19 protein-coding genes are annotated in these 19,617 nt (G+C 73.9%); 11 read left to right on the top strand and 8 right to left on the bottom strand.

Going from position 1 to position 19,617, the window contains the following annotated elements:
• Window positions 1–21 precede the first annotated feature (21 nt).
• On the bottom strand, window positions 22–996 hold the full coding sequence (locus tag EDF18_RS00605; protein ID WP_123545495.1) for an acetylxylan esterase: 975 nt from the start codon (window positions 994–996) through the stop codon (window positions 22–24).
• A 55-nt stretch (window positions 997–1,051) separates the two neighbouring features.
• A complete protein-coding gene (locus EDF18_RS00610) occupies window positions 1,052–2,104 on the bottom strand; it encodes an LLM class flavin-dependent oxidoreductase (protein WP_123545497.1) in 1,053 nt (350 codons plus the stop codon).
• A 219-nt stretch (window positions 2,105–2,323) separates the two neighbouring features.
• On the opposite strand from EDF18_RS00610, the gene EDF18_RS00615 reads away from it, so the two are divergent.
• Window positions 2,324–2,725 carry a hypothetical protein gene (locus EDF18_RS00615; RefSeq protein WP_123545499.1) on the top strand — a complete coding sequence of 134 codons (402 nt, stop codon included), beginning with the start codon at window positions 2,324–2,326 and terminating at the stop codon, window positions 2,723–2,725.
• A gap of 13 nt (window positions 2,726–2,738) precedes the next feature.
• Here EDF18_RS00615 and EDF18_RS00620 read toward each other — a convergent pair whose 3' ends face one another.
• A complete protein-coding gene (locus EDF18_RS00620; protein ID WP_123545502.1) occupies window positions 2,739–4,097 on the bottom strand; it encodes an MFS transporter in 1,359 nt (452 codons plus the stop codon).
• Between the two features lie 188 nt (window positions 4,098–4,285).
• Between EDF18_RS00620 and EDF18_RS00625 the strand changes: the two genes are divergently transcribed.
• The 7 genes from EDF18_RS00625 to EDF18_RS00655 all read left to right on the top strand — a co-directional run bounded on the left by EDF18_RS00625 (window position 4,286) and on the right by EDF18_RS00655 (window position 12,090).
• Window positions 4,286–5,143, top strand: coding sequence for a LysR substrate-binding domain-containing protein (locus EDF18_RS00625; protein WP_123545504.1), 858 nt, complete (start codon window positions 4,286–4,288; stop codon window positions 5,141–5,143).
• A 57-nt stretch (window positions 5,144–5,200) separates the two neighbouring features.
• Window positions 5,201–5,608 (top strand): hypothetical protein, encoded by a 408-nt coding sequence (locus EDF18_RS00630; RefSeq protein WP_123547182.1) that lies wholly within the window; start codon window positions 5,201–5,203, stop codon window positions 5,606–5,608.
• Between the two features lie 154 nt (window positions 5,609–5,762).
• Window positions 5,763–6,611, top strand: coding sequence for a LamB/YcsF family protein (locus tag EDF18_RS00635; RefSeq protein ID WP_123545506.1), 849 nt, complete (start codon window positions 5,763–5,765; stop codon window positions 6,609–6,611).
• Window positions 6,608–8,383 carry a 5-oxoprolinase subunit PxpB gene (gene pxpB / locus EDF18_RS00640; RefSeq protein WP_123545508.1) on the top strand — a complete coding sequence of 592 codons (1,776 nt, stop codon included), beginning with the start codon at window positions 6,608–6,610 and terminating at the stop codon, window positions 8,381–8,383. The genes EDF18_RS00635 and pxpB overlap by 4 nt, the downstream gene beginning before the upstream one ends.
• A complete protein-coding gene (locus EDF18_RS00645) occupies window positions 8,380–9,996 on the top strand; it encodes a biotin carboxylase N-terminal domain-containing protein (RefSeq protein WP_123545510.1) in 1,617 nt (538 codons plus the stop codon). Before pxpB ends, EDF18_RS00645 begins: the two co-directional genes overlap by 4 nt.
• 59 nt (window positions 9,997–10,055) lie before the next feature.
• On the top strand, window positions 10,056–11,522 hold the full coding sequence (locus EDF18_RS00650) for an NCS2 family permease (protein ID WP_123545512.1): 1,467 nt from the start codon (window positions 10,056–10,058) through the stop codon (window positions 11,520–11,522).
• Window positions 11,523–11,607: 85 nt separating this feature from the next.
• A complete protein-coding gene (locus tag EDF18_RS00655; RefSeq protein ID WP_123545514.1) occupies window positions 11,608–12,090 on the top strand; it encodes a VOC family protein in 483 nt (160 codons plus the stop codon).
• An 84-nt stretch (window positions 12,091–12,174) separates the two neighbouring features.
• On the opposite strand, the gene manD is transcribed toward EDF18_RS00655, so the two are convergent.
• The 3 genes from manD to EDF18_RS00670 are packed head-to-tail and all read right to left on the bottom strand — an operon-like array spanning window position 12,175 to window position 15,095.
• Window positions 12,175–13,413: a D-mannonate dehydratase ManD gene (manD, locus tag EDF18_RS00660; RefSeq protein WP_123545516.1), complete on the bottom strand. Its 1,239-nt coding sequence runs from the start codon at window positions 13,411–13,413 to the stop codon at window positions 12,175–12,177.
• Complete coding sequence (locus tag EDF18_RS00665; RefSeq protein ID WP_199732291.1) at window positions 13,373–14,239, bottom strand: EI24 domain-containing protein; 867 nt, start codon at window positions 14,237–14,239, stop codon at window positions 13,373–13,375. Before EDF18_RS00665 ends, manD begins: the two co-directional genes overlap by 41 nt.
• 1 nt (window position 14,240) lies before the next feature.
• On the bottom strand, window positions 14,241–15,095 hold the full coding sequence (locus EDF18_RS00670; RefSeq protein WP_123545518.1) for an aldo/keto reductase: 855 nt from the start codon (window positions 15,093–15,095) through the stop codon (window positions 14,241–14,243).
• A 153-nt stretch (window positions 15,096–15,248) separates the two neighbouring features.
• Between EDF18_RS00670 and EDF18_RS00675 the strand changes: the two genes are divergently transcribed.
• Complete coding sequence (locus EDF18_RS00675) at window positions 15,249–15,755, top strand: hypothetical protein (protein WP_123545520.1); 507 nt, start codon at window positions 15,249–15,251, stop codon at window positions 15,753–15,755.
• 45 nt (window positions 15,756–15,800) lie between these two features.
• Here EDF18_RS00675 and EDF18_RS00680 read toward each other — a convergent pair whose 3' ends face one another.
• Window positions 15,801–16,676, bottom strand: a complete 876-nt coding sequence (locus EDF18_RS00680; protein ID WP_123545522.1) for an aldo/keto reductase — start codon at window positions 16,674–16,676, stop codon at window positions 15,801–15,803.
• Between the two features lie 176 nt (window positions 16,677–16,852).
• Between EDF18_RS00680 and EDF18_RS00685 the strand changes: the two genes are divergently transcribed.
• The gene (locus EDF18_RS00685) at window positions 16,853–17,260 is read left to right on the top strand and encodes a PGPGW domain-containing protein (RefSeq protein WP_123545524.1); all 408 of its coding nucleotides are present in this window, start codon (window positions 16,853–16,855) and stop codon (window positions 17,258–17,260) included.
• A 71-nt stretch (window positions 17,261–17,331) separates the two neighbouring features.
• Here EDF18_RS00685 and EDF18_RS00690 read toward each other — a convergent pair whose 3' ends face one another.
• On the bottom strand, window positions 17,332–18,477 hold the full coding sequence (locus EDF18_RS00690; protein WP_123545525.1) for a glycerol dehydrogenase: 1,146 nt from the start codon (window positions 18,475–18,477) through the stop codon (window positions 17,332–17,334).
• Between the two features lie 132 nt (window positions 18,478–18,609).
• Here EDF18_RS00690 and EDF18_RS00695 point away from each other — a divergent pair, with 132 nt between their 5' ends.
• On the top strand, window positions 18,610–19,566 hold the full coding sequence (locus EDF18_RS00695; RefSeq protein WP_123545527.1) for a J domain-containing protein: 957 nt from the start codon (window positions 18,610–18,612) through the stop codon (window positions 19,564–19,566).
• Window positions 19,567–19,617: the final 51 nt, after the last annotated feature.

Consider the following 19,617-nt stretch of genomic DNA (forward strand, 5'->3'; position numbering starts at 1 on the left):
CCCGGACGCGGCGCGGTGCAGCTAGAGCCCGAACGCCCCACGCAGCATCGCGAGCGCCTCGAGGTCGTCCTCGACCCCGCCGCCCTCGTGCCCGTTGTACGGCCAGACGGTGATATCCGCCTCGCCGCCGTACGCGTGGAACGCGCCGAACACCGTCGACGGCGGGCAGGTCGCGTCCATCAGCGCCGTCGAGAACAGCGCGGGCGCCGTGGCCCGCTTGGCGAAGTTGACCCCGTCGAAGTACGACAGCACCTCGTGCACCTGCTCGGCGCGGTGGCGGTGCACCGCCAGGTAGCGCCCGATCTGCTTGTAGGGGTCGCTGTCGGTGATGACGGAGGCGCGGCGGAAGTCGCAGAGGAACGGCACCCGCGGCACCGCGGCGACCAGCCCCTCGACGAGACCGGCGACGGCCAGCGTGATGCCGCCTCCCTGGCTGGTGCCGAGCACGGCGACGCGGTCGGCGTCGACGACGTCGAGCGACCGAGCGGCCTCGACGGCGCGCACCCCGTCCGTGTACACGCGGCGGTAGTAGTAGCTCTCGGCGCTGTCGATCCCGCGGGTCATCACGCCGTCGGCGGCGGGGCCCGAGCCCCCGGAGTCGGCCGTGTCGCCCGTGCTCCAGAGCGAGCCCTGGCCGCGCGTGTCCATCTGCAGGTGCGCGAAGCCGGCGGAGGCCCAGAACAGGTTCTGCTGGGCGTGGCCTCGGCCGCCCCCGTAGCCGACGAACTCGACGACGGTGGGCAAGAGCTCGCCGGAGGCGGCGGCGCCGGCAGGCACCCGCAGCCAGGCGCGCACGCGCTGACCGTCGGCCCCGCGGAACGACACGTCGAGCACGTCGACCGTCGCGAGACCGGTGTCGACCGGCTCCGCCTGGACGTCGAGGTCGTGCTCGCGTGCCTCGGCGAGGGTCCGGCGCCAGAAGTCGTCGAAGTCGTCGGGCTCGGTCTGGGTGCTGCGGTACGCGCGGAGGGCCGCCTCGTCGAGGTCCGTGTTCATGCAGACATGTCTACAGGCCGCGAGGCGGCGACGGCACGAGGAGGCGCGGCTCGCCTCAGGAGGCGCTGGTCGCCCGACCGAACGCCGGCACCCACCCGATCGCCGGGGCGACGTGCTCGGCCACGGTGCGCAGCAGGCGCGCGTTGTAGTCGACGCCGAGCTGGTTCGGCACGGTGAGGTGCACGGTGTCGGCCGCCTGCACGGCCGCGTCGTCGGCCAGCTGGCGGGCGATGACGTCGGGCTCGCCGACGTAGCTCTTGCCGAAGCGCGACTGGACGCCGTCGAGCATGCCGACCTGGTCCTGCGAGTCGGCCTGCGCCCGGACGCCGAAGTACCGGACGTCCTCGTCGGTCGTGATCGGGATGACGCTGCGGCTGACGGCGACGCGCGGCTCGCGGGCGTGCCCGGCGGCAGCCCACGCCGCCCGGAACACTGCGATCTGCTCCGCCTGCAGCTCGTCGAACGGCACGCCGGTGTCCTCGGTGAGCAGGGTGCTGCTCATCAGGTTCATGCCCTGCTCGCCCGTCCACTGCGCGGTCGCCCGGGTGCCGGAGCCCCACCAGATGCGCTCGCCGAGCCCCGGCGACCGCGGTTCGATCGCCAGCGGGCTCGACCAGCCGGTCATGCGCGGGTCGCTCTGCGCGACGGCATCGCCGTCGATCGCGCGGCGGAAGAGGTCGGTGTGGCGCCGGGCCATGTCGGCGTCGGTCTCGCCGTCCTCGGGCACGTGGCCGAACGCCTCCCAGCCGCGCAGCGAGGTCTCGGGTGATCCCCGGCTCACGCCGAGCTGCAGCCGCCCGGCGCTGATCAGGTCGGCGGCCGCGGCCTGCTCGGCCATCGAGAGCGGGTTCTCGTAGCGCATGTCGATGATGCCGGTGCCGAGCTCGATGCGGCTCGTGCGCGCGGCCATGGCGGCCAGCAGCGGGAACGGGCTGGCCAGCTGCTTCGCGAAGTGGTGCACGCGCACGGAGGCGCTGTCGATGCCGATCTCCTCGGCGGCGACCGCCAGCTCGATCGACTGGACCAGCGCCTCCCGGGCGGTGGGCGTCCGGGAGCCCGGCACGTCCTGGTAGTGGCCGAACGAGAGGAACCCGATGCGCTTCGTCATGTTCGATGCCAACGCATGCACCGCCTCCCGCATTCCGGCCGCACTCCAGATCGCCGAGGGCGGGCATTCCGGGTCGAGGGCGGGTCGCCGCGGACCCGCCCTCGACCCGGATCACCCGCCCTCGACCGAACGCAGCCGCAGCCGCAGCCGCAGCCGCAGCAGCCGCTGCCGCAGAGATCGCAGGTGACGGGACGAGGAGGCGCCGCTAGCGTGGGTCCCGTGGAGAACCGCTTCCGGATCGACGGCGACGACCTCGGGATCGACCTGCGCGCCTCCTCGGTGACCATGGGCTCGGACGGGGTGGTCGACGCGACCATCGTCGCGGCCCGGGTGCCCGAGGTGGCCGACTGGTCGGACGACGCCCCGCGGCTCGAGTTCCGCGACGTGCCCCTCAAGTTCGACGGAGCCAGCTTCGGCGTCACGGTCGACGACGACCTTCTCGACGAGCACGACATCTCGTTCTGGCTCGGCGAGTCGCTCGACGTGCACGGCCAGCTCAGCCTCGCGGCGGGGGAACGGCTGCGCTTCGTGGGCACCACCCACGTGGCGGGGGAGCCCAAGGCGTGGCGGGTGGACGTGTCGATCCGGTTCGGCTCGCCCGGTCGCAGCGCGGCCGTCTGAGCCGCGACTGCGCCTAGCGCGCCGCGATCTCGACCACGGGCAGGTGCCGCCGCACGCGCATCTGCAGCGTGAGCTGTCCCCGCCGCGCGAGCACGAGGGCCGTGACGCCGGCGACGACCGCCGGCACGCCGCCGGAGATCACCATGGCCGTCGGCGTGCCGAGCAGCTCGACGATCCCGCCCATCAGCGGGCCGCCGACGGCCTGGCCGCCGAGCAGCACGAGCACGTAGAGCGACATCACCCGGCCTCGGATGCCGATGTTGCTCGACAGCTGCACCAGCTGGTTCGCCGATGTGAGGAACAGCAGCGACGCCAACCCGACCGAGACGAGCACGAGGGCGAACGGCACGACGCCGGCGGCACCTCCGACGACCCCGGCGCCCGCCTGCAGCAGGCCGGTGACGAGCAGGCCCACGACGAGCGTGCGCAACCGGATCGTGGCACGCCGGGTCGAGAGCAGAGCCCCCGTCAGGGCTCCCACCGCGATCATCGAGTTGAAGAGCCCGTAGCCGCCGGCGCCCACGTCGAAGACCTCGTCGGCGTACGACGCGAGCAGCACGGGCATCGTCAGGCCGAACACGGCGTAGGAGGCGACGAGCACGACCGGCACGAGGATGGTCGGTTTCGCCCGGGCGTACGCGAGGCCCTCGCGCAGCTGGCCGCGCGACCGGGGAGCCGGTGCGGTGCGGGTCATCTGGGAGGTGCGGAGCAGGCCGAGCATGCCGACCACGAGCAGGCAGGCGACGCCGTTCACGGCGAAGGCCCACCCGGCTCCGACCGCGAGCAGCAGCACGCCGCTGACGGCGGGGCCGATCATGCCGCCGAGCTGGAACACGCTCGAGTTGACGCTGATGGCGTTGCGGAGGTGGCGCTGGCCGACGAGCTCGCTCACGATCACCTGGCGGGCCGGGTTGTCGACCACGGTCACCAGGCCGGTCGCGAAGGCGATGGCGAACACGTGCCAGGCCTCGACGACGCCGGTCAGGGTCAGCACGGCGAGCCCGATGCTCAGCACCGCGAAGACGCTCTGGGTGACGACCATCAGCGCCCGCTTCGAGAACCGGTCGACGAGCACGCCGCCGAGCAGGCCGAAGAAGAGCATCGGCGCGAACTGCATCGCCACCGTGACGCCGACGGCCGTCGCGCTGCCGGTCAGCTCGAGAACGAGCCAGTCCTGGGCGATGCGCTGCATCCAGCCGGCGGTCATGGCCACGAAGTTGCCGACCGTCCAGAGCCGGAAGTTCGGCACGCTCAGCGCGATGAAGGTGTGTCGCCACGGCGGGCGCTGCGTCGCGACGGGCAGCGGGGCGGTGGCGGGGAAGGAGGCGGCGGGGTCGACGACGGGAGTGCTGGCGGTGGACGGTGAGGACATCGGCGTTCCTGCGCTGGTGGGCGGCCCGGGGCGGTCGCGGCCGCCGGGGGAGGGGGCGAGGGGCCTCGCGGTGGTGAGCCGCGCCTCCTCGTCCCTCGACGGTAAGGCCGTCGGCATCATTCGGACCCCCTATGGTGTGAATCACTGTCATGCGATCATCGAATGACCCGACGGGAGGAGGCCCCATCGTGTTCGACCCTGCCCTGCTCACGACGTTCCTCGCCGTCGCGGAGACGCGCAGCTTCACGGCCGCGGGCCTCCGTCTCGGCATCAGCCAGCCGACGGTCAGCCAGCACGTCGGCCGGCTCGAGAAGGCGGCGGGCCGCACCCTCGTGGTGCGGGACACCCGTGACGTGCGCCTCACCGACAACGGCGACGCGATGGCCGGCTTCGCCCGCACGATCCTCGCGGCGCACTCCGCGGCCGAGAGCTGGTTCAGCGGCTCGGCCATGCGCGGCCGCCTGCGCTTCGGCGCCGCGGACGACCTCGCCATCACGCAGCTGCCGCGCATCCTCCGGCACTTCCGGCAGCTGCACCCCGACGTCGACCTCGAGCTGACGGTGAACCAGAGCGGTCCCCTGCGACGCCGGCTCGCCTCCGGCCACCTCGACCTGATCTTCGTGAAGCAGACGGCGGGCGAGTCCGACGAGGGTCGCCGGGTCGCCGGCGACACGATGGTCTGGATCGGGCAGGAGAAGCTGCAGGTCGAGGCGGGTAGGCCAGTGCCCCTGATCGCCTACCAGGCGCCGAGCCTCAGTCGTCAGCTCGCGATCGGTGCCCTCGAGGCGAGCGGGCGCACCTGGCGCATCACCTGCAACACGCGCGACGTGAACGGGGTGCTCGCGGCGGTGCGGGCGGGCATGGGCGTCGCCGTGTTCCCCTTCTCGCTCATCCCCACCGACCTCGTCAAGGTCAGCGACCGCTTCTCGCTGCCCGCCCTCGGCGACGTCGACTACGTGCTCGTGGCGAACCCCGCCGCACCGCGCGAGCCGGTCGAGGCGCTCACCTCCGCGATCATGAGCCGGGGCGTCCGCCGCGCCGTCTGACCTCCCCTCGGCCGGGTCGGACCCGCCGAGGAGGCGCGGGCGAGCAGGATGGACCACATGAGCACCCGACGCACCCGCCACGCCCGCACCGCCTCCGTCCGCCGCACGGCGCTCCTCCTCGCTGCCGCCTGCGGCGTCTCCGGCCTCCTGCACCTCCTGCGCCCGAGCGCCTACGACGCCGTCGTGCCGCGCAGCATGCCCGGCCCGGCCCGCCTGTGGACGACGAGCTCCGGCGTCGCCGAGGTCGTCGTCGCCGGCGCCCTGCTCTCGACGACGACGCGACGGGCGGGCGGCGCCCTCGCGGCGGCGCTCTTCGTCGCCGTGTTCCCGGCGAACGTGTCGATGGCCCTGCGGGCGCTCCGGAGCAGCCGCGCCGGGACGGCCCGACGGGTCGTCACCGTCGTCCGCCTGCCGCTGCAGGTGCCGCTCGTGGCGAGCGCGCTCGCCGTGCGCCGCGCCTCCTAGCAGACCCGCCCGCACGGCGGCCGCACGTCCTCGGGGCCGCCGCTGCGCCTCCCGCCCGGCGTCCTCCCCGCGCCGGCCCGGTACCGTGGACGATCGGCCCACGAGCCGACCACCGCACGACAGCCGCACGACGACCGCCGAGGGGAGGCGCCGCATGACCACGATCGACCTCAACGCCGACCTCGGCGAGGGCTTCGGCCGCTGGACGCTCGGCGACGACGACGCCCTGCTCGACGTCGTGACGAGCGCGAACGTCGCCTGCGGGTTCCACGCGGGCGACCCGGCCGGCCTGCTGCGCGTCGTCGACGCGGCCCACCGTCGCGGGGTCGTCGTCGGGGCGCACGTCTCGTACCGCGACCTCGTCGGTTTCGGCCGCCGCTACGTCGAGGCGTCGCACGACGAGCTCGTCGCGGACGTCGTCTGGCAGATCGGCGCGCTGACGGGCCTCTCCCGGGCTGTCGGCGGGGCCGTCCGCTACGTCAAACCGCACGGCGCGCTCTACTCGGTCGTCGCGGACGCCGACGGCCGGGGCGCCGTCCACGCCGGCGCCGTGCTCGAGGGCATCCTGCGGATCGACCCGGCCCTGCCCGTCGTCGGGCTCGCCGGCTCCGCGTTCCTCCGCCGTGCCGGGCAGGAGGGCCTCCACGTCGTCGCCGAGGCCTTCGCCGACCGCGCCTACGACGCGACCGGCGCGCTCGTGCCCCGCAGCCGCCCCGGGGCCGTGATGCACGACGCCGGCGAGGTCCGCGACCGCGTCCTCCAGCTTGTCGAGACCGGCACGGTGCGCGCCGTCGACGGCACCGTCGTCGAGCTGCGGGCCGACACGGTCTGCGTGCACGGCGACAGCCCGGACGCCGTCGCGATCGCCGTCGGGGTGCGCAGCGCCCTCGAGGAGGCAGGGGTCGTCCTCCGCCCGTTCGTGACGGTCCCGCAGGCGGCCGGCACCCCCGCGACGCCCTCGTCCTCGTCGACGCCGCTCGACCCCGGGACGACCACCCGGTGACCGGCCACGAGGTCGATCTCGGGGCCGCGCTCCGGCACCTCCGGGTGCTGCCGCTCGGCACGGACGGCGTGCTGATCGAGACCGACGGACTCGACGAGTCGCTCGCCCTCTTCGGCGCCCTGCTCGCCCAGCCCGTGGCGGGCATCCTCGACGTCGTGCCGGCCGCACGGAGCGTCGCGGTGCGGTTCCTGCCCACGCTGCTGCCCATCGCCTCCCTGATGAGCGTGCTCCGGTCGCTGCCGACGTCGCGCGACGCGGCGACGCAGGGCCGGCTCGTGGAGATCCCCGTCGAGTACGACGGCGAGGACCTGGCCGAGGTCGCCCGGCTGAGCGGGCTCAGCATCGACGAGGTCGTCGACCGGCACGCCGGTGCCACCTACACCGTCGCCTTCACGGGCTTCGCGCCGGGCTTCGCGTACCTCACGGGCGGCGACCCGTCCCTCGCCGTCCCTCGGCGCGCGACGCCCCGCACCTCGGTGCCCGCCGGGGCGGTCGCCATGGCGGGGGAGTTCACCGGGGTCTACCCGCGCGAGAGCCCCGGCGGGTGGCAGCTGCTCGGGCACACCGACGTCGCCCTCTGGGACCTCGCCGAGCGCGTCCCGGCGCTGCTGCAGCCGGGGATGCGCGTCCGCTTCGTCGACGTCACGGAGGGTCCCCCCGCAGTCGAGGAGGCGGCGACTCCGGAGTTCGGGGAGCCCGCGCCCGCGTCGTCCCGACCCGCGCCCTCGCCCTCGCCCGCCGAGCCGGTGTCCGCCGACCCCGTGCCCGTGGCGCCGCCGCCCGTCGACCGCCCGCACCCCGACCGTGCGCTCGTCGTCTCGGCGCCTGGCCCCTTCAGCATCCTCGAGGACCTGGGGCGGCCCGGCCGTTCGGGCCTCGGCGTCTCGCGCTCGGGCGCCATGGACCACCGTGCGCTCCGCGAGGCCAACCGCCTGGTCGGCGCGGCGACGGGCTCGGCCGCGCTCGAGCTGGCCTACGGCGGGCTGGAGGCGACGGCGCGCGGAGACCTCGTGCTCGCCGTGGCGGGCGCGCCCGTCCCGTTGACGGTGCACGGCGCGAGCGGCGTCCGCCACGCGGTCCCCGGGGCCGCGTTCGCGCTCGACGACGGCGAGGTGCTCGTCGTGGGGGCGCCTCCTCGGGGCGTCTACTCGTACCTCGCCGTCCGCGGCGGCTGGGAGGCCGAGAGCGTGCTCGACAGCGCGTCGGGCGACGTCCTGGCGCGCATCGGCCCCGGCCGGCTGGCCGCCGGCGACGAGCTCGGCGTCGGACGTGCCTGGTCCGAGAGCGTCGCGGCCTCGGCCCACGACGCCCAGCGCTCGGTCTCCGCCCCGGACGAGGTCACCCTGCTCGACGTCGTGCTCGGACCGCGCGACGACTGGTTCACCCCCGAGGCGCTCGAGCGCCTCACGGGCCAACGGTTCACGGTCACGGCGCAGTCGAACCGGATCGGGCTCCGCCTGGCGGGCGAGCACCCCCTCGAGCGTGCGGTCGAGCACGAGCTGCCGAGCGAGGCGACCGTCTCGGGTGCCCTGCAGGTCCCGCCCGACGGCCAGCCCGTGCTCTTCATGGCCGACCACCCCGTCACGGGCGGCTACCCGGTCGTCGCGTGCGTCGTCGGAGACCAGCTCGACCGTGCCGCGCAGGTGCCCGTCGGGGCGAGCGTGCGGTTCCGCGTCGTCCCCGGGCCCGACCTCGGCGCGGGTCGACGCGGCGGCCGGCGCGACGCACGGGTCGACGAGCGTGCCGCAGACGAACGGGGCGTCGAGCAGTGAGGAAGCTCCTGATCGCCGAGCGGGGGCTCGTGGCGGTGCGCGTCGCGAGGGCCGCCGCCGACCTCGACCTGCCCTCCGTCGCGGTGTTCGCCGCCGACGACGTCGACGCCCTGCACGTGCGTGCCGCCGATGAGGCCTGGGCCCTCGACGAGCTGCCGGGCACCGACGCGTACCGCGACATGCAGGCGCTGCTCGACGTCGCCTATCGGAGCGGCGCCGACGCGGTGCACCCCGGCTGCGGCCCGCTCAGCGAGAACGCCGAGTTCGCGCGTCGGGTGCTCGCCGCAGGCCTCACCTGGGTCGGACCCGACCCCGAGACGATGGAGCTGCTCGGCGACAAGGTCTCGGCGCGGGCCCTCGCGGACTCCGTCGGCGCGCCCCTCGTCGTCGGCACCTCCGAGCCGATCGCCTCGGCGGACGAGGCGGTCGCGTTCGCCCAGCGGCACGGGCTGCCGATCGCGCTCAAGGCGGCCCACGGAGGCGGCGGGCTGGGGCTGCGGATCGCTCGCCGGCTCGACGAGGTCGCCGACCTGCTCGACTCCGCCGTGCGCGAGTCGGCCGCCGTCTTCGGCCGCGGAGAGGTCTTCGTCGAGCAGTACCTCGACCGGCCGCGCCACGTCGAGGCCCAGCTGCTGGGCGACGGGGAGGGACGGGTCGTGGTGGTCGGCACCCGCGAGTGCTCGGTGCAGCGCCGGCACCAGAAGCTCGTCGGCGAGGCACCGGCTCCGTACCTGACCGACGAGCAGCTCGAAGTCGTCACCTCCACGTCCGTCGCCCTGGGCTCGGCGGTCTCGTACCGCGGCGCCGGCACCGTCGAGTTCCTCGTGTCGCGTGCAGGCCAGGTCTCGTTCCTCGAGGTGGGCACCGCCCTGCCGCTCGAGCACGTCGCCACCGAGCAGGCCACGGGCGTCGACCTGGTGCGGCAGCAGCTGCTGGTGGCGGGCGGGCTCGGGCTCGACCTCGCCGACGTGCCCGAGAGCCGTGGCCACACGATCTCGTTCCGCGTCACGGCGGAGGACGCCGGTCGCGGGTTCCTGCCGGCACCGGCCCCGGTGGCCCGCCTCGAGCTGCCGGGCGGACCGGGCGTGCGGGTCGACTCGGGCGTCGTCGTGGGCTCGGTCGTCCCGGCGGGCCGCGACCCGCTCCTCCTCACGGTCGTCGTGACGGGCCGGGACCGTGCGGCGGCCCTGAGCCGCGCACGCCGCGCCCTGGACGGCCTCGTCGTCGAGGGGCCCGCGACGACCGCGCGCTTCCACCGCCTCCTCGTCGACGACCCGGCCTTCACGGGCGTCGTCGCCGACACCGAGACGGGGACGGACGGCGGGGGAGCGGACGGCGCCGAGCCGTCCGTGCACACCCGCTGGATCGAGACCGAGTGCGAGTGGCTCGACGAGCTGGCGACCGCGACGCCGGAGGCGGCGGCCGGCCCGGGGTCCCTCCGCACGTGGGTCGTCGTCGACGGGCGTCGCGTGCCCCTCGTGCTGCCGCTCGCCGACGTCGTCGGCTCGTCCGACGGCGCGCTCGGGGCCGACGCCCTCGTCGCCGGCATCGCCGCCGCGACGATCGAGGTCGATGTGCCCGGGCAGGCCGGGCGGGGCTCTTCGGCGTCGTAAGCTGAGAGTGCGCCCAGAGTCGCGCGCCCTCCTCGCCGCCCTACTCCTCGGGAGCCACCATGACCACCCCCGTGTCCACCGACTCTCGCCGCCCCGGCGTGGCCGGTGCCCTCGACCGCTACTTCGAGATCACCGGCCGCGGCTCGAGCTGGGCCCGCGAGATCCGAGGCGGCGTCGTCACCTTCGTGACGATGGCCTACATCGTGATCCTCAACCCGCTGATCCTCGGCGGCTTCAGCGAGGACCAGGCCGCGAAGGACGTCCTCGGCGGCTGGCTGCAGAACAGCCAGGTCGGCGCGGTCACGGCTCTCACCGCCGGTGTCATGACCATCCTCTTCGGCACCGTCGCGCGCCTCCCGTTCGCCTTCGCGGCGGGCCTCGGCATCAACTCGTTCCTGGCGGTCACGGTCGTGCAGGACGTGACCTGGCCCGAGGCGATGGGCCTCGTCGTCATCAACGGCCTCGTCATCACGATCCTCGCCGTCACGGGTCTCCGCAGCATGATCTTCAGCGCGGTGCCCGCGGCGCTCAAGACCGCGATCACGGTCGGCATCGGCCTCTTCATCGCGTTCATCGGCCTCGTCGACTCGGGCTTCGTCCGCACGAGCGGCGCCGCGTCGCCCCCGGTGCAGCTCGGCGACGGCGGGTCGATCAGCACCCTGCCGACCATCACCTTCGTCATCGGCCTCGTCGTCATCGGCGTGCTCATGGCCCGTCGCGTCCGCGGTGCGATCTTCATCGGGATCGTCGCCTCGACGGTCATCGCGATCGTCCTGCAGGCGATCTTCCAGGTGCCCACCTCGAACGGCCAGAACCTCGACGACTGGAACCTCAACGCGCCGGTGCTGCCGACGCAGATCGTCGCGCTGCCCGACCTGTCGCTGATCGGCGACGTCAGCCTCGGCGCCTTCGCGCGCATCGGCTGGCTGTCGGCCGTGATGCTCGTCTTCACCCTCGTCTTCACGAACTTCTTCGACGCCATGGGCACGATGACCGGACTCGCGAAGGCCGCCGACGTCGCTGCACCCGACGGCACGTTCCCCCGCCTGAAGTCGGCGCTCGTCGTCGAGGGCATCGGCGCGGTCGCCGGCGGCGCGACGAGCTCGTCGTCGAACACCGTCTTCGTCGAGTCGGCCTCCGGCATCGGCGAGGGCGCCCGCACCGGCTTCGCCTCGGTCGTCACCGGGCTGCTCTTCATCCTCGCCATGTTCTTCACGCCGCTGACCCAGGTCGTGCCGCTCGAGGTCGCCGCCGCGGCGCTCGTCATCGTCGGCGCGCTGATGGTCTCGCAGATCAAGGACATCGACTGGACCGACTTCAGCGTCGCCCTGCCCGTGTTCCTCACGATCATCGTCATGCCGCTGACCTACTCGATCGCCAACGGCATCGGCGTCGGCTTCGTCACGTGGGTGATCGTCCGCGCGTTCTCGGGCAAGGCACGCGAGATCAGCCCCCTGCTGTGGATCGTCGCGGTCGGGTTCCTCGTCTACTTCGTCCGCGGCCCGATCGAGACCCTGATCGGCTGACCCTCGCGGCCGGGGGCTGGGCGCGGTAGCGTCTGCCGAACGCGCCGACACCGTCGTCGGCGCGACCGAGCCGAGGAGGCGCCCCGTGCCCCGCATCACCCCAGTCCTGTGGTTCGACGGCGAGGCCGAGGCGGCCGCGACGTTCTACGTCTCGCTGTTCCCCGTCTCCCACATCTCGCACGTGTCCCGGTACCCGGACGACTTCCCCGACCCGGCCCTGGCCGGCCAGGCGCTCGTCGTCGAGTTCGACCTCGACGGCCAGGGCTTCCAGGGCCTCAACGGCGGCCCAGGGTTCGTCCCCAACGAGGCCGTCTCGCTCTCGGTGCCGGTCGACGACCAGGAGGAGCTCGACCGGATCTGGGACGCCCTCGCCTCCGACGGCGGCCAGGAGGGGCGGTGCGGCTGGGTCCGCGACCGCTGGGGCTTCTGGTGGCAGGTCGTGCCGAGCGCCGTGCAGCGGACCGTCGGCGGGTCCGACCCGGCCGGCGCCTCCCGCGCGATGGAGGCGATGATGGGCATGAGTCGCCTGGTCGTCGCCGACCTCGAGGCCGCCTACCGCGGCGACTGACCTGCCCGCCGCGACGAGAGGCCCCAGATCGACCCGCAGCCGTGGCGCGAGGTCGATCCGGGGCCTCTCGAGCGCCTCCTCAGCTCACCAGTCGTGCACGGTCCCGTCCGCGAGCCGGTTGTAGGGCAGGTAGGCCTGCTCGTACGGGTACTTCCCGGCCTCGTCGACGTTCAGCTCGACCCCGATGCCCGGCTCCTCGCCGGGGTGCAGCATGCCGTCCGTGAAGGTGAAGCTCTGCTCGAAGACCGAGTCGGTCTTCTCGCCGTGCTTCATGTACTCCTGGATGCCGAAGTTGTGGATCGCGAGGCCGAGGTGCATCGCGGCCGCCATGCCGACGGGCGAGATGTCGGTCGGCCCGTGCATGCCCGACTTGATCTGGTACTGCGCCGCGTAGTCGAGCACCTTGCGCAGGTGCGTGATCCCGCCGGTGTGGGTGACGGCGCTCCGCACGTAGTCGATCAGCTGCTCGCGGATGATCTGCTGGTAGTCCCAGACCGTGTTGAAGATCTCGCCGATCGCCAGGGGCGTCGTCGTGTGCTGACGGACGAGCCGCAGAGCCTCGGGGTTCTCGGCCGGGGTGACGTCCTCGAGCCAGAACAGGTCGTAGGGCTCGAGGCTCTTGCCGAGCGAGGCCGCCTGGATCGGCGTCATGCGGTGGTGGCCGTCGTGCAGCAGCGGGATCTCGGGCCCGAACTCGTTCCGCACGGCCTCGAAGACGGTCGGCACGTGCCGCAGGTACGAGCGGGTGTCCCAGTCCTCCTCGTTCGGCAGGGCGCCGCGCTGGGCGGGCTCGTGGTCGTAGCGCACGCCGGTGTTGGCGTCGAAGGTGGCGTTCGAGGCGATGCCGTAGATCGACTTCAGCCCGGGCACGCCGGTCTGCACGCGGATCGCCTTGTAGCCCTGCTCCTGGTGGTCGCGCACGCTGTCGAAGAGCTCGTCCAGGTCCTTGCCGGAGGCGTGGCCGTAGGTGAGCAGGCCGGTGCGGGAGGCACCGCCGAGCAGCTGGTAGAGCGGCATGCCGGCGACCTTCGCCTTGATGTCCCACAGGGCGACGTCGACGGCGGCGATGGCGGCCATCGTGACGGGGCCGCGGCGCCAGTAGGCGCTGCGGTAGAGGAACTGCCAGGTGTCCTCGACGCGACCGGGGTCCCGGCCGATCAGGAGCGGCACGACGTGCTCGCTGAGGTAGGCGACGACCGCGAGCTCGCGACCGTTCAGGGTGGCGTCGCCGAGCCCGGTGACCCCCTCGTCGGTGGTCAGCTTCAGCGTGACGAAGTTGCGGTCAGGGCTGGTGACGATGACCTCGGCCTTGTCGATCTTCATTCGGTCTCCTTCGACTGGATGGTGGCGGCAGCGCCTCCTCACCACCCTGTCGCACCTGGGCGTCACGCGCCAGGGCGTCCTGCGCGCCCGCGGCGTCGCGCGCCAGCAGGGTCGCGCCGGCGACCGCGGCGGGCATCACGACGACGGCCCCGAGGGGGACGAAGAACGACAGCCAGGTGGCCGTGCCGAAGCCGAGGGTCCGCCAGCGGTTCGCCGCCAGGGCCGCCCGCCGTTGCCGCAGCGACCGCCCGCGGGCGTCGAGGGCGAACCCGGTCAGCTCGACGGCCAGGAACCAGCCGCCGGTCAGCGCGCCGAGCACGGGCACGAGGGTCTGCCCGACGACCGGGACGAAGCCGCCGACGAACAGGCAGACGCCGACCGCCGCGGTGGCGAGCAGCAGGCGGACGGAGTCGCCGACGCTCCGCAGCACCCCGCGCCAGAAGCCGTGGTCGACGTCGGCCGGTGCGTCGCCCTCGCGCTGCTCGACGTGCCGCCAGATGCGCTCGTAGAAGGGATCGCCGACGAGCAACGTCACGGCGGTGAAGGTCACCACGGTGAGCAGCACGGCAAGCAGGGCGACCGCGACGCCGACGCCGACGCGGACGAGCACGCGGCCCCACTCCGGCCACCGGTCGGCGAACGGGGTCGCCAGGACGGCCAGGTCGTCCGCCTGCCCGTTCACCAGCACGAGCAGGGCGACGAAGACGGCGCCGACGATCAGGGCGGGCACGGCCCCGAGCAGCATCAGCCGCGGCGACGTGCCCCAGAGGCGGAGCCCCCGGCCGAGGACCGCGACGCCCGACCCGAACTCGCGGAGTGCCGACACCTCAGCGCACCTCGAGCGGCACGGGCCCGGTCGGGGCCGGGAACGCGCGCTCGAGCTGCACGAACGCCTGGTCGTCCATGTCGACGGCGAGGGCTGCGGCGTCCTCGCGCACGTGCTCGACGCTGCCGGCCTTCACGGCGAGCAGCACGTCGGGCGCGAGCCGCAGCACCCAGGCGATCGCGAGCTGGGCCGGCGTCACGCCGAGGTCGGCAGCGACGGAGGCGACGACCGGGTGGTCGAGGAGCTCGCCGTGGTCGACGGGCGAGTACGCCATCAGCGGCGTCCCCGACTCGCGCAGGCGCGGCAGCAGGTCGTGCTCAGGCCCCCGGCGCGCGAGGTTGTAGAGCACCTGGTCGGTCTGGGGCGAGTACGAGCCGCCGGTGGCCCGGGCGAGGTCGTCCAGGTCGTCGACGTCGAAGTTGCTGACGCCCCAGCCGCCGATCGCGCCCTCGGCGACCAGCGCCTCCATCGCCTCCACCGTGTCCTCGAGCGGGTGGCCGCCGCGCCAGTGCAGCAGGTAGAGGTCGAGCCGGTCGGTGCCGAGGCGGGCGAGGCTGGCGTGGCACGCCTCGATCGTTCCCCGACGGCTCGCGTTCGAGGGAAGCACCTTGCTCACGAGGAACACCTCGTCACGCCGACCCGCTATCGCCTGGGCGACGAGTCGCTCGGAGGCGCCGCGCCCGTACATCTCCGCCGTGTCGACGAGGGTCATGCCGAGGTCGAGCCCCTCGCGGAGGGCCGCCAGCTCGGCGTCGCGTCGACGGGGATCGTCGCCGAGCTCCCAGGTGCCGAGCCCCAGGGCGGGGGCGGTGCGTCCGTCGGGGAACGTGACGGTCTGGTTCTCGTGAGCAGCCATCGCCCCAGTGTGCCCGGGTGACCGTGCTCACGGCCCGTCCTCCCCAAGCCGCAGGGGGCGTGATCCCTCCCCAGCGCCGAGGGGGCTTGGCACCGTCCACAGTCGAGGAGGCGCGGGTCGAGCCGGGACGCCCGCTCCGGCACGGTGGTCCCCATGACCACCTCAGAGCGCACCGTCCCGCCCCTGCCCGCCAGCTCCTCCGAGTCCGCCCTCGCGCAGTGGGCGAGCGTCGTCTGCGACGAGCCCTGCGACGAGGACCTCGTCTACGTCGCGTTCTTCGACCGCGGCGAGTACCCCTGCGCGAACCTGATCCGGTTGAGGGGGCTGCCCCGGCTGCCCTACGGCCGCGACGTCGCCTCCCTCGAGCGCGTCGTCCGCGACCAGGCGAGCGACGTGCGGGCCCGCTCGGTCGTGCTCGTGTGGCAGCGCGAGGGCGAGACGCCCCTCGACGACCTGGCCGTGGCCACCTGGTCGCGGGGCCTCGACGAGAGGCTCCGACGCGGCCCGCTGAGCCTCCGCGGCCAGGTGCGCCGCACGCCGGGCGGGTTCGATCCGGCCCCGCGGCTGCCGGGACAGGTCACGGCGACCGACCTTCCCGAGGGGTTCGACGTGCCGGGCGAGGGCCCGCAGCTGATCCCGATGCGGAATCCGTACCACTGACCGTCGCCCGTCCGCCCGTGCCGTCGCCCGGAGGCGCCCGTCAAGTCACGCGGCGTCGGCGGCTGCGTCGAGCCGCTGCACCTCGTCGGCGGACAGCTTGATCGTCGCGGCGGTGGCCGAGTTCATGATCGTCTGCGGACGAGTCGACCCGGGGATGGGGATGACCAGCTCGGACGCGTGCAGCTCCCACGCAAGGGTCAGCACCTGGGGCGAGATCCGGCGCGCGTTGGCGATCTCGGCGAAGACGGCGTGCTTCGTGCCGAGGTCGGCGGCGTTCGTGATGCCGCCCAGCGGGCTCCACGGCAGGAAGGCGATGCCCATCTCGTCGCACAGCACGAGCTCCTCGGTGCTCGAGCGGAACGCGGGGGAGTACTGGTTCTGCACGGAGACCAGGCGCCCGTCGAGGACGTCGTTCGCCTCGCGGATCTGGTCGACGGTGGCGTTCGAGATGCCGGCCATCCTGATGACTCCCTCGTCCAGCAACTCCGCCAGGGCGCCCACCGAGTCGGCGTACGGCACGGCCGGGTCGGGGCGGTGGAACTGGTAGAGGCCGATGGTCTCGACGCCGAGGCGCTGCGCGGACGCGCGCGCCGCCTCCTTCAGGTAGGCCGGGTCGCCGTTCTGTGCCCAGGCTCCGGCCTCCGGTCGGAGGTGGCCGCCCTTCGTCGCGACGAGCACGTCCGAGGTGTCGCCGTGGAAGCTCTCGAGCGCCCGGGCGATCAACGACTCGTTGTGCCCGATCTCGTGGGTGCCGGGCTGGTGGTACGCGTCGGCGGTGTCGATCAGGGTGATGCCCTGCTCGAGAGCGGCGTGGATCGTGGCGATCGCCTGCTTCTCGTCCGGCCGTCCCTCGATCGACAAGGGCATGCCGCCCAGGCCGATCGCGCTCACGGTGACGTCTCCGATGGTCCTCGTCTTCATGGGTCCTCCTCGTGCCGCAGCGGTGCGGCGCTCATGATCGTGACGGTCCCCGCAGGCGGGGGCCCTGCGTCCTGGGTACGCCCGCCCGGCCTCCCCGCTCCCAGGAACGACCGGCGCCCAGGTGCCTGGCAGGCGCCACGGCGCGGTCTGCCAGGGGAGCCGCCTAGGTTCTCCGCATGACCTCCGAGACCGCCGTGGCCCCGTCCCGGCCCGCCGCCGGCCCGCACGACGACGGCGCTCCCCACGGTGCGACGACTCCGGGCGCCCCCGAGGAGGGTCTCGGCCGGACCGCCCGGGCGCGAGCTCGCTGGCGTGCCGGGCGAGCGAAGCTCGACGGCTACCCCCGTCTCCGCGTGGCCTACAAGGTGGGCGTGGCGCTGGCGGGCGTGGTCGTGATCGCCGTCGGCCTGGTGCTCGTCCCGCTGCCCGGTCCCGGCTGGTTGATCGTCTTCGTCGGGGTCGCCGTCCTCGGCACGGAGTTCCCGGCGGCACACCGCGTCACGCAGGCCGTCCGACGGCTCGCCCACCGCCTCCGGCTGCGCTGGCGCGCTTGGAGAGCGAACCGGGCCGCCGCGCGCGCCTGACCACCGACACCGCAGAGGGCCCGTCCACGATCGTGGACGGGCCCTCTGCGGTGTCGGTGCCGGAGGTGCTGCTAGTGCGCGGCCTCGTACTTCACCGGCTCGGGCAGGCCCTTGTCGGCCCGGATCGACCGCGAGAGGCGCTCGATCGAGGTGAGGGCCGCGACCACGTCGGCGGCGGTCACCGGGAACGGCATCGAGTGGATGGTCTCCGACTCGACGGTGGCGGCCGCGGCCACCGCCTCGAGCTCCTCGGTGTCGTCCGTGCTCAGGCCGATCTCGGTGAGCGTGTTCGGCAGGCCCACCCGGGTCGTGAACTCGACGAAGTCCTCGATCTCGGCACGGAGCGCCCCCTCGAGCACGAGCTGGGTCAGCGAGCCGATGTTGACCTTCTGGCCGTGGGTCAGGCCGTGCGTCTGCGGGGCGGCGGTCAGGCCGTTGTGGATCGCGTGCGCGGCGGCGAGGCCGCCCGACTCGAAGCCGAGGCCGGAGAGCAGCGTGTTCGCCTCGACGAGCGACTCGAGCGCCGGCGTGACGATCCCGTCGCGCACCGCGTCCAGGGCGGAGAAGGCGTTCTCGTGGATGATGCGCCACGACAGCTCGGCCAGGGCGGTGCCCGCCTGGGTCGCGAGTCCGCCGGCCATCGTGGTCGCGGCGGCCTTCGCCGACGCGCGGGCCTCGATCCAGGTGGCGAGCGCGTCGCCGATCCCCGCCACCAGGAACTGCACGGGGGCATTCGCGACGAGCTGCGTGTCGATCAGCACGAGGTCGGGGTTCCGCGGGAAGAACCGGTACTCGATGAACTCGCCCTCGTCCGTGTAGACGACGGCCAGGGCCGAGGTGGGCGCGTCGGTCGAGGCGACGGTCGGCACGCTCACCCAGCGGATGCCGGTGGCGTGGCCGGCGGCCTTGGCCGCGTCGATGGCGCTGCCGCCGCCGATCGCGACGACGACGTCGGCATCCGACGACCGGATCGACTCGGCCAGCTCGTCGATCGCGGCCGGCGTCGCGAACCTGCCGAACGGGACGCGCTCGACCCGCAGCGACTCGGCGGCGAAGCTCGTGCCCACCGCCTCCTCGACGAGGCCCCAGACGACGTCGTCCGAGACGACGAGGGGGCGGCTCCCGATCGGCGCGACGAACTCGCCGAGGCGGGTGATCGCGTCCTTGCCCTGGACGTAGCGGGCGGGGCTCATGACGGTGCGGACGGGAACGGGCATGCGGTGCTTCCTCTCGTGGGGGACGTGTGCCGTGCACGGTAGGCGGGGCGGCTCGGTGTCCGGTGGACGCCGACGCCGACGCCGACACCGACGCCGACGCCCTGCCCAGCCGCGGCCCGATATCGTTGCGGGGTGACGCCCAGTCCTGCCTCTGCGACCGCCTACGAGGTGCTCGGCGTCCCCTCCACGGCCTCCGACGACGACCTGCGACGTGCCTACCGCCGCCTCGCCCGCGAGACGCACCCCGACCTCGGCGGCAGCGCCTCGGCCTTCCGCGACCTGCAGCTGGCGTGGGAGGCGGTCGGGACGCCGGAGGCGCGAGCCGCGTACGACCGTCGACGCCCGTCGTCGTCGGCGTCCGGCCGCTCGGGCTCCGCGTCGTCTCCCTCCGGTGCCCCGACGCCCGGCTGGGCCCCGCCGCCCCGTGATCCCCAGCGCACCGACTCCCGGCCGAGGGCCCGGGTGCACGGCCATCCCGGCGGTGCCAACCGTGAGCGCTACCTGTCGCTGATGCGCGAGTGGGTCGGCCGCGGCGTCCCCCTCGACGACCCCTACGACGAGGCCCTCGTGCGGAGCGCGCCCCCGGAGATCCGGCACGTGCTCGCCGACGCCCTGGCCGAGGAGGCGACGGTCGCGATCGTCACCGGGCTCGGCATCGGCTTCACCATCTGGAGCGACGTCGACGCCGGCCCCGACGGCAAGCTGGACCACATCGTGCTCGGCCCCTCCGGCCTGTTCGCCGTGCAGTCGTCCGACTGGGGGAGCGAGGTCACCGTGTCCAAGGGCGACCTCGTCGGCCCGGGCATCCCCCTCGACGAGCAGCCAGTCCGCGACGTGACGAGGCAGGCCCGCGCCGTCCGCCGCGAGACCCGGGTGTCGTTCACCCACCAGCTGATCGTCGTGCCCGACGACGACCTGCCCACGGCGCTCGAGCAGGTCGGGCGCGGGCGACGGGGCAGCACGTGGGTCCTCCGTCGCTCGCTCCTCGCCCAGGTGCTCCGCCACGGTCCCGAGCTGGGCGACCGGACGGCGCTCTCCGACGTCTTCGAGATCCGGGAACGCCTCCAGCAGGCCGTCCGCTTCGTGTGAACCGGGAACCGCCTCGGGGCGCGCCCTTCCCCGGGGCACGTCCCGAGGCGC

The sequence above is a fragment of the Frigoribacterium sp. PhB107 genome (genome assembly GCF_003751515.1).
In the GTDB taxonomy this organism is placed as follows: Bacteria; Actinomycetota; Actinomycetes; order Actinomycetales; family Microbacteriaceae; genus Frigoribacterium.

What these genes read in the sequence shown, in the direction of transcription:
- EDF18_RS00605 (WP_123545495.1), bottom strand. Translation starts at nt 996, where the DNA reads ATGAACACGGACCTCGACGAGGCGGCCCTCCGCGCGTACCGCAGCACC.
- EDF18_RS00610 (WP_123545497.1), bottom strand. Translation starts at nt 2,104, where the DNA reads ATGACGAAGCGCATCGGGTTCCTCTCGTTCGGCCACTACCAGGACGTG.
- EDF18_RS00620 (WP_123545502.1), bottom strand. Translation starts at nt 4,097, where the DNA reads ATGTCCTCACCGTCCACCGCCAGCACTCCCGTCGTCGACCCCGCCGCC.
- EDF18_RS00630 (WP_123547182.1), top strand. Translation starts at nt 5,201, where the DNA reads ATGAGCACCCGACGCACCCGCCACGCCCGCACCGCCTCCGTCCGCCGC.
- EDF18_RS00635 (WP_123545506.1), top strand. Translation starts at nt 5,763, where the DNA reads ATGACCACGATCGACCTCAACGCCGACCTCGGCGAGGGCTTCGGCCGC.
- EDF18_RS00650 (WP_123545512.1), top strand. Translation starts at nt 10,056, where the DNA reads ATGACCACCCCCGTGTCCACCGACTCTCGCCGCCCCGGCGTGGCCGGT.
- manD (WP_123545516.1), bottom strand. Translation starts at nt 13,413, where the DNA reads ATGAAGATCGACAAGGCCGAGGTCATCGTCACCAGCCCTGACCGCAAC.
- EDF18_RS00670 (WP_123545518.1), bottom strand. Translation starts at nt 15,095, where the DNA reads ATGGCTGCTCACGAGAACCAGACCGTCACGTTCCCCGACGGACGCACC.
- EDF18_RS00675 (WP_123545520.1), top strand. Translation starts at nt 15,249, where the DNA reads ATGACCACCTCAGAGCGCACCGTCCCGCCCCTGCCCGCCAGCTCCTCC.
- EDF18_RS00680 (WP_123545522.1), bottom strand. Translation starts at nt 16,676, where the DNA reads ATGAAGACGAGGACCATCGGAGACGTCACCGTGAGCGCGATCGGCCTG.
- EDF18_RS00685 (WP_123545524.1), top strand. Translation starts at nt 16,853, where the DNA reads ATGACCTCCGAGACCGCCGTGGCCCCGTCCCGGCCCGCCGCCGGCCCG.
- EDF18_RS00690 (WP_123545525.1), bottom strand. Translation starts at nt 18,477, where the DNA reads ATGCCCGTTCCCGTCCGCACCGTCATGAGCCCCGCCCGCTACGTCCAG.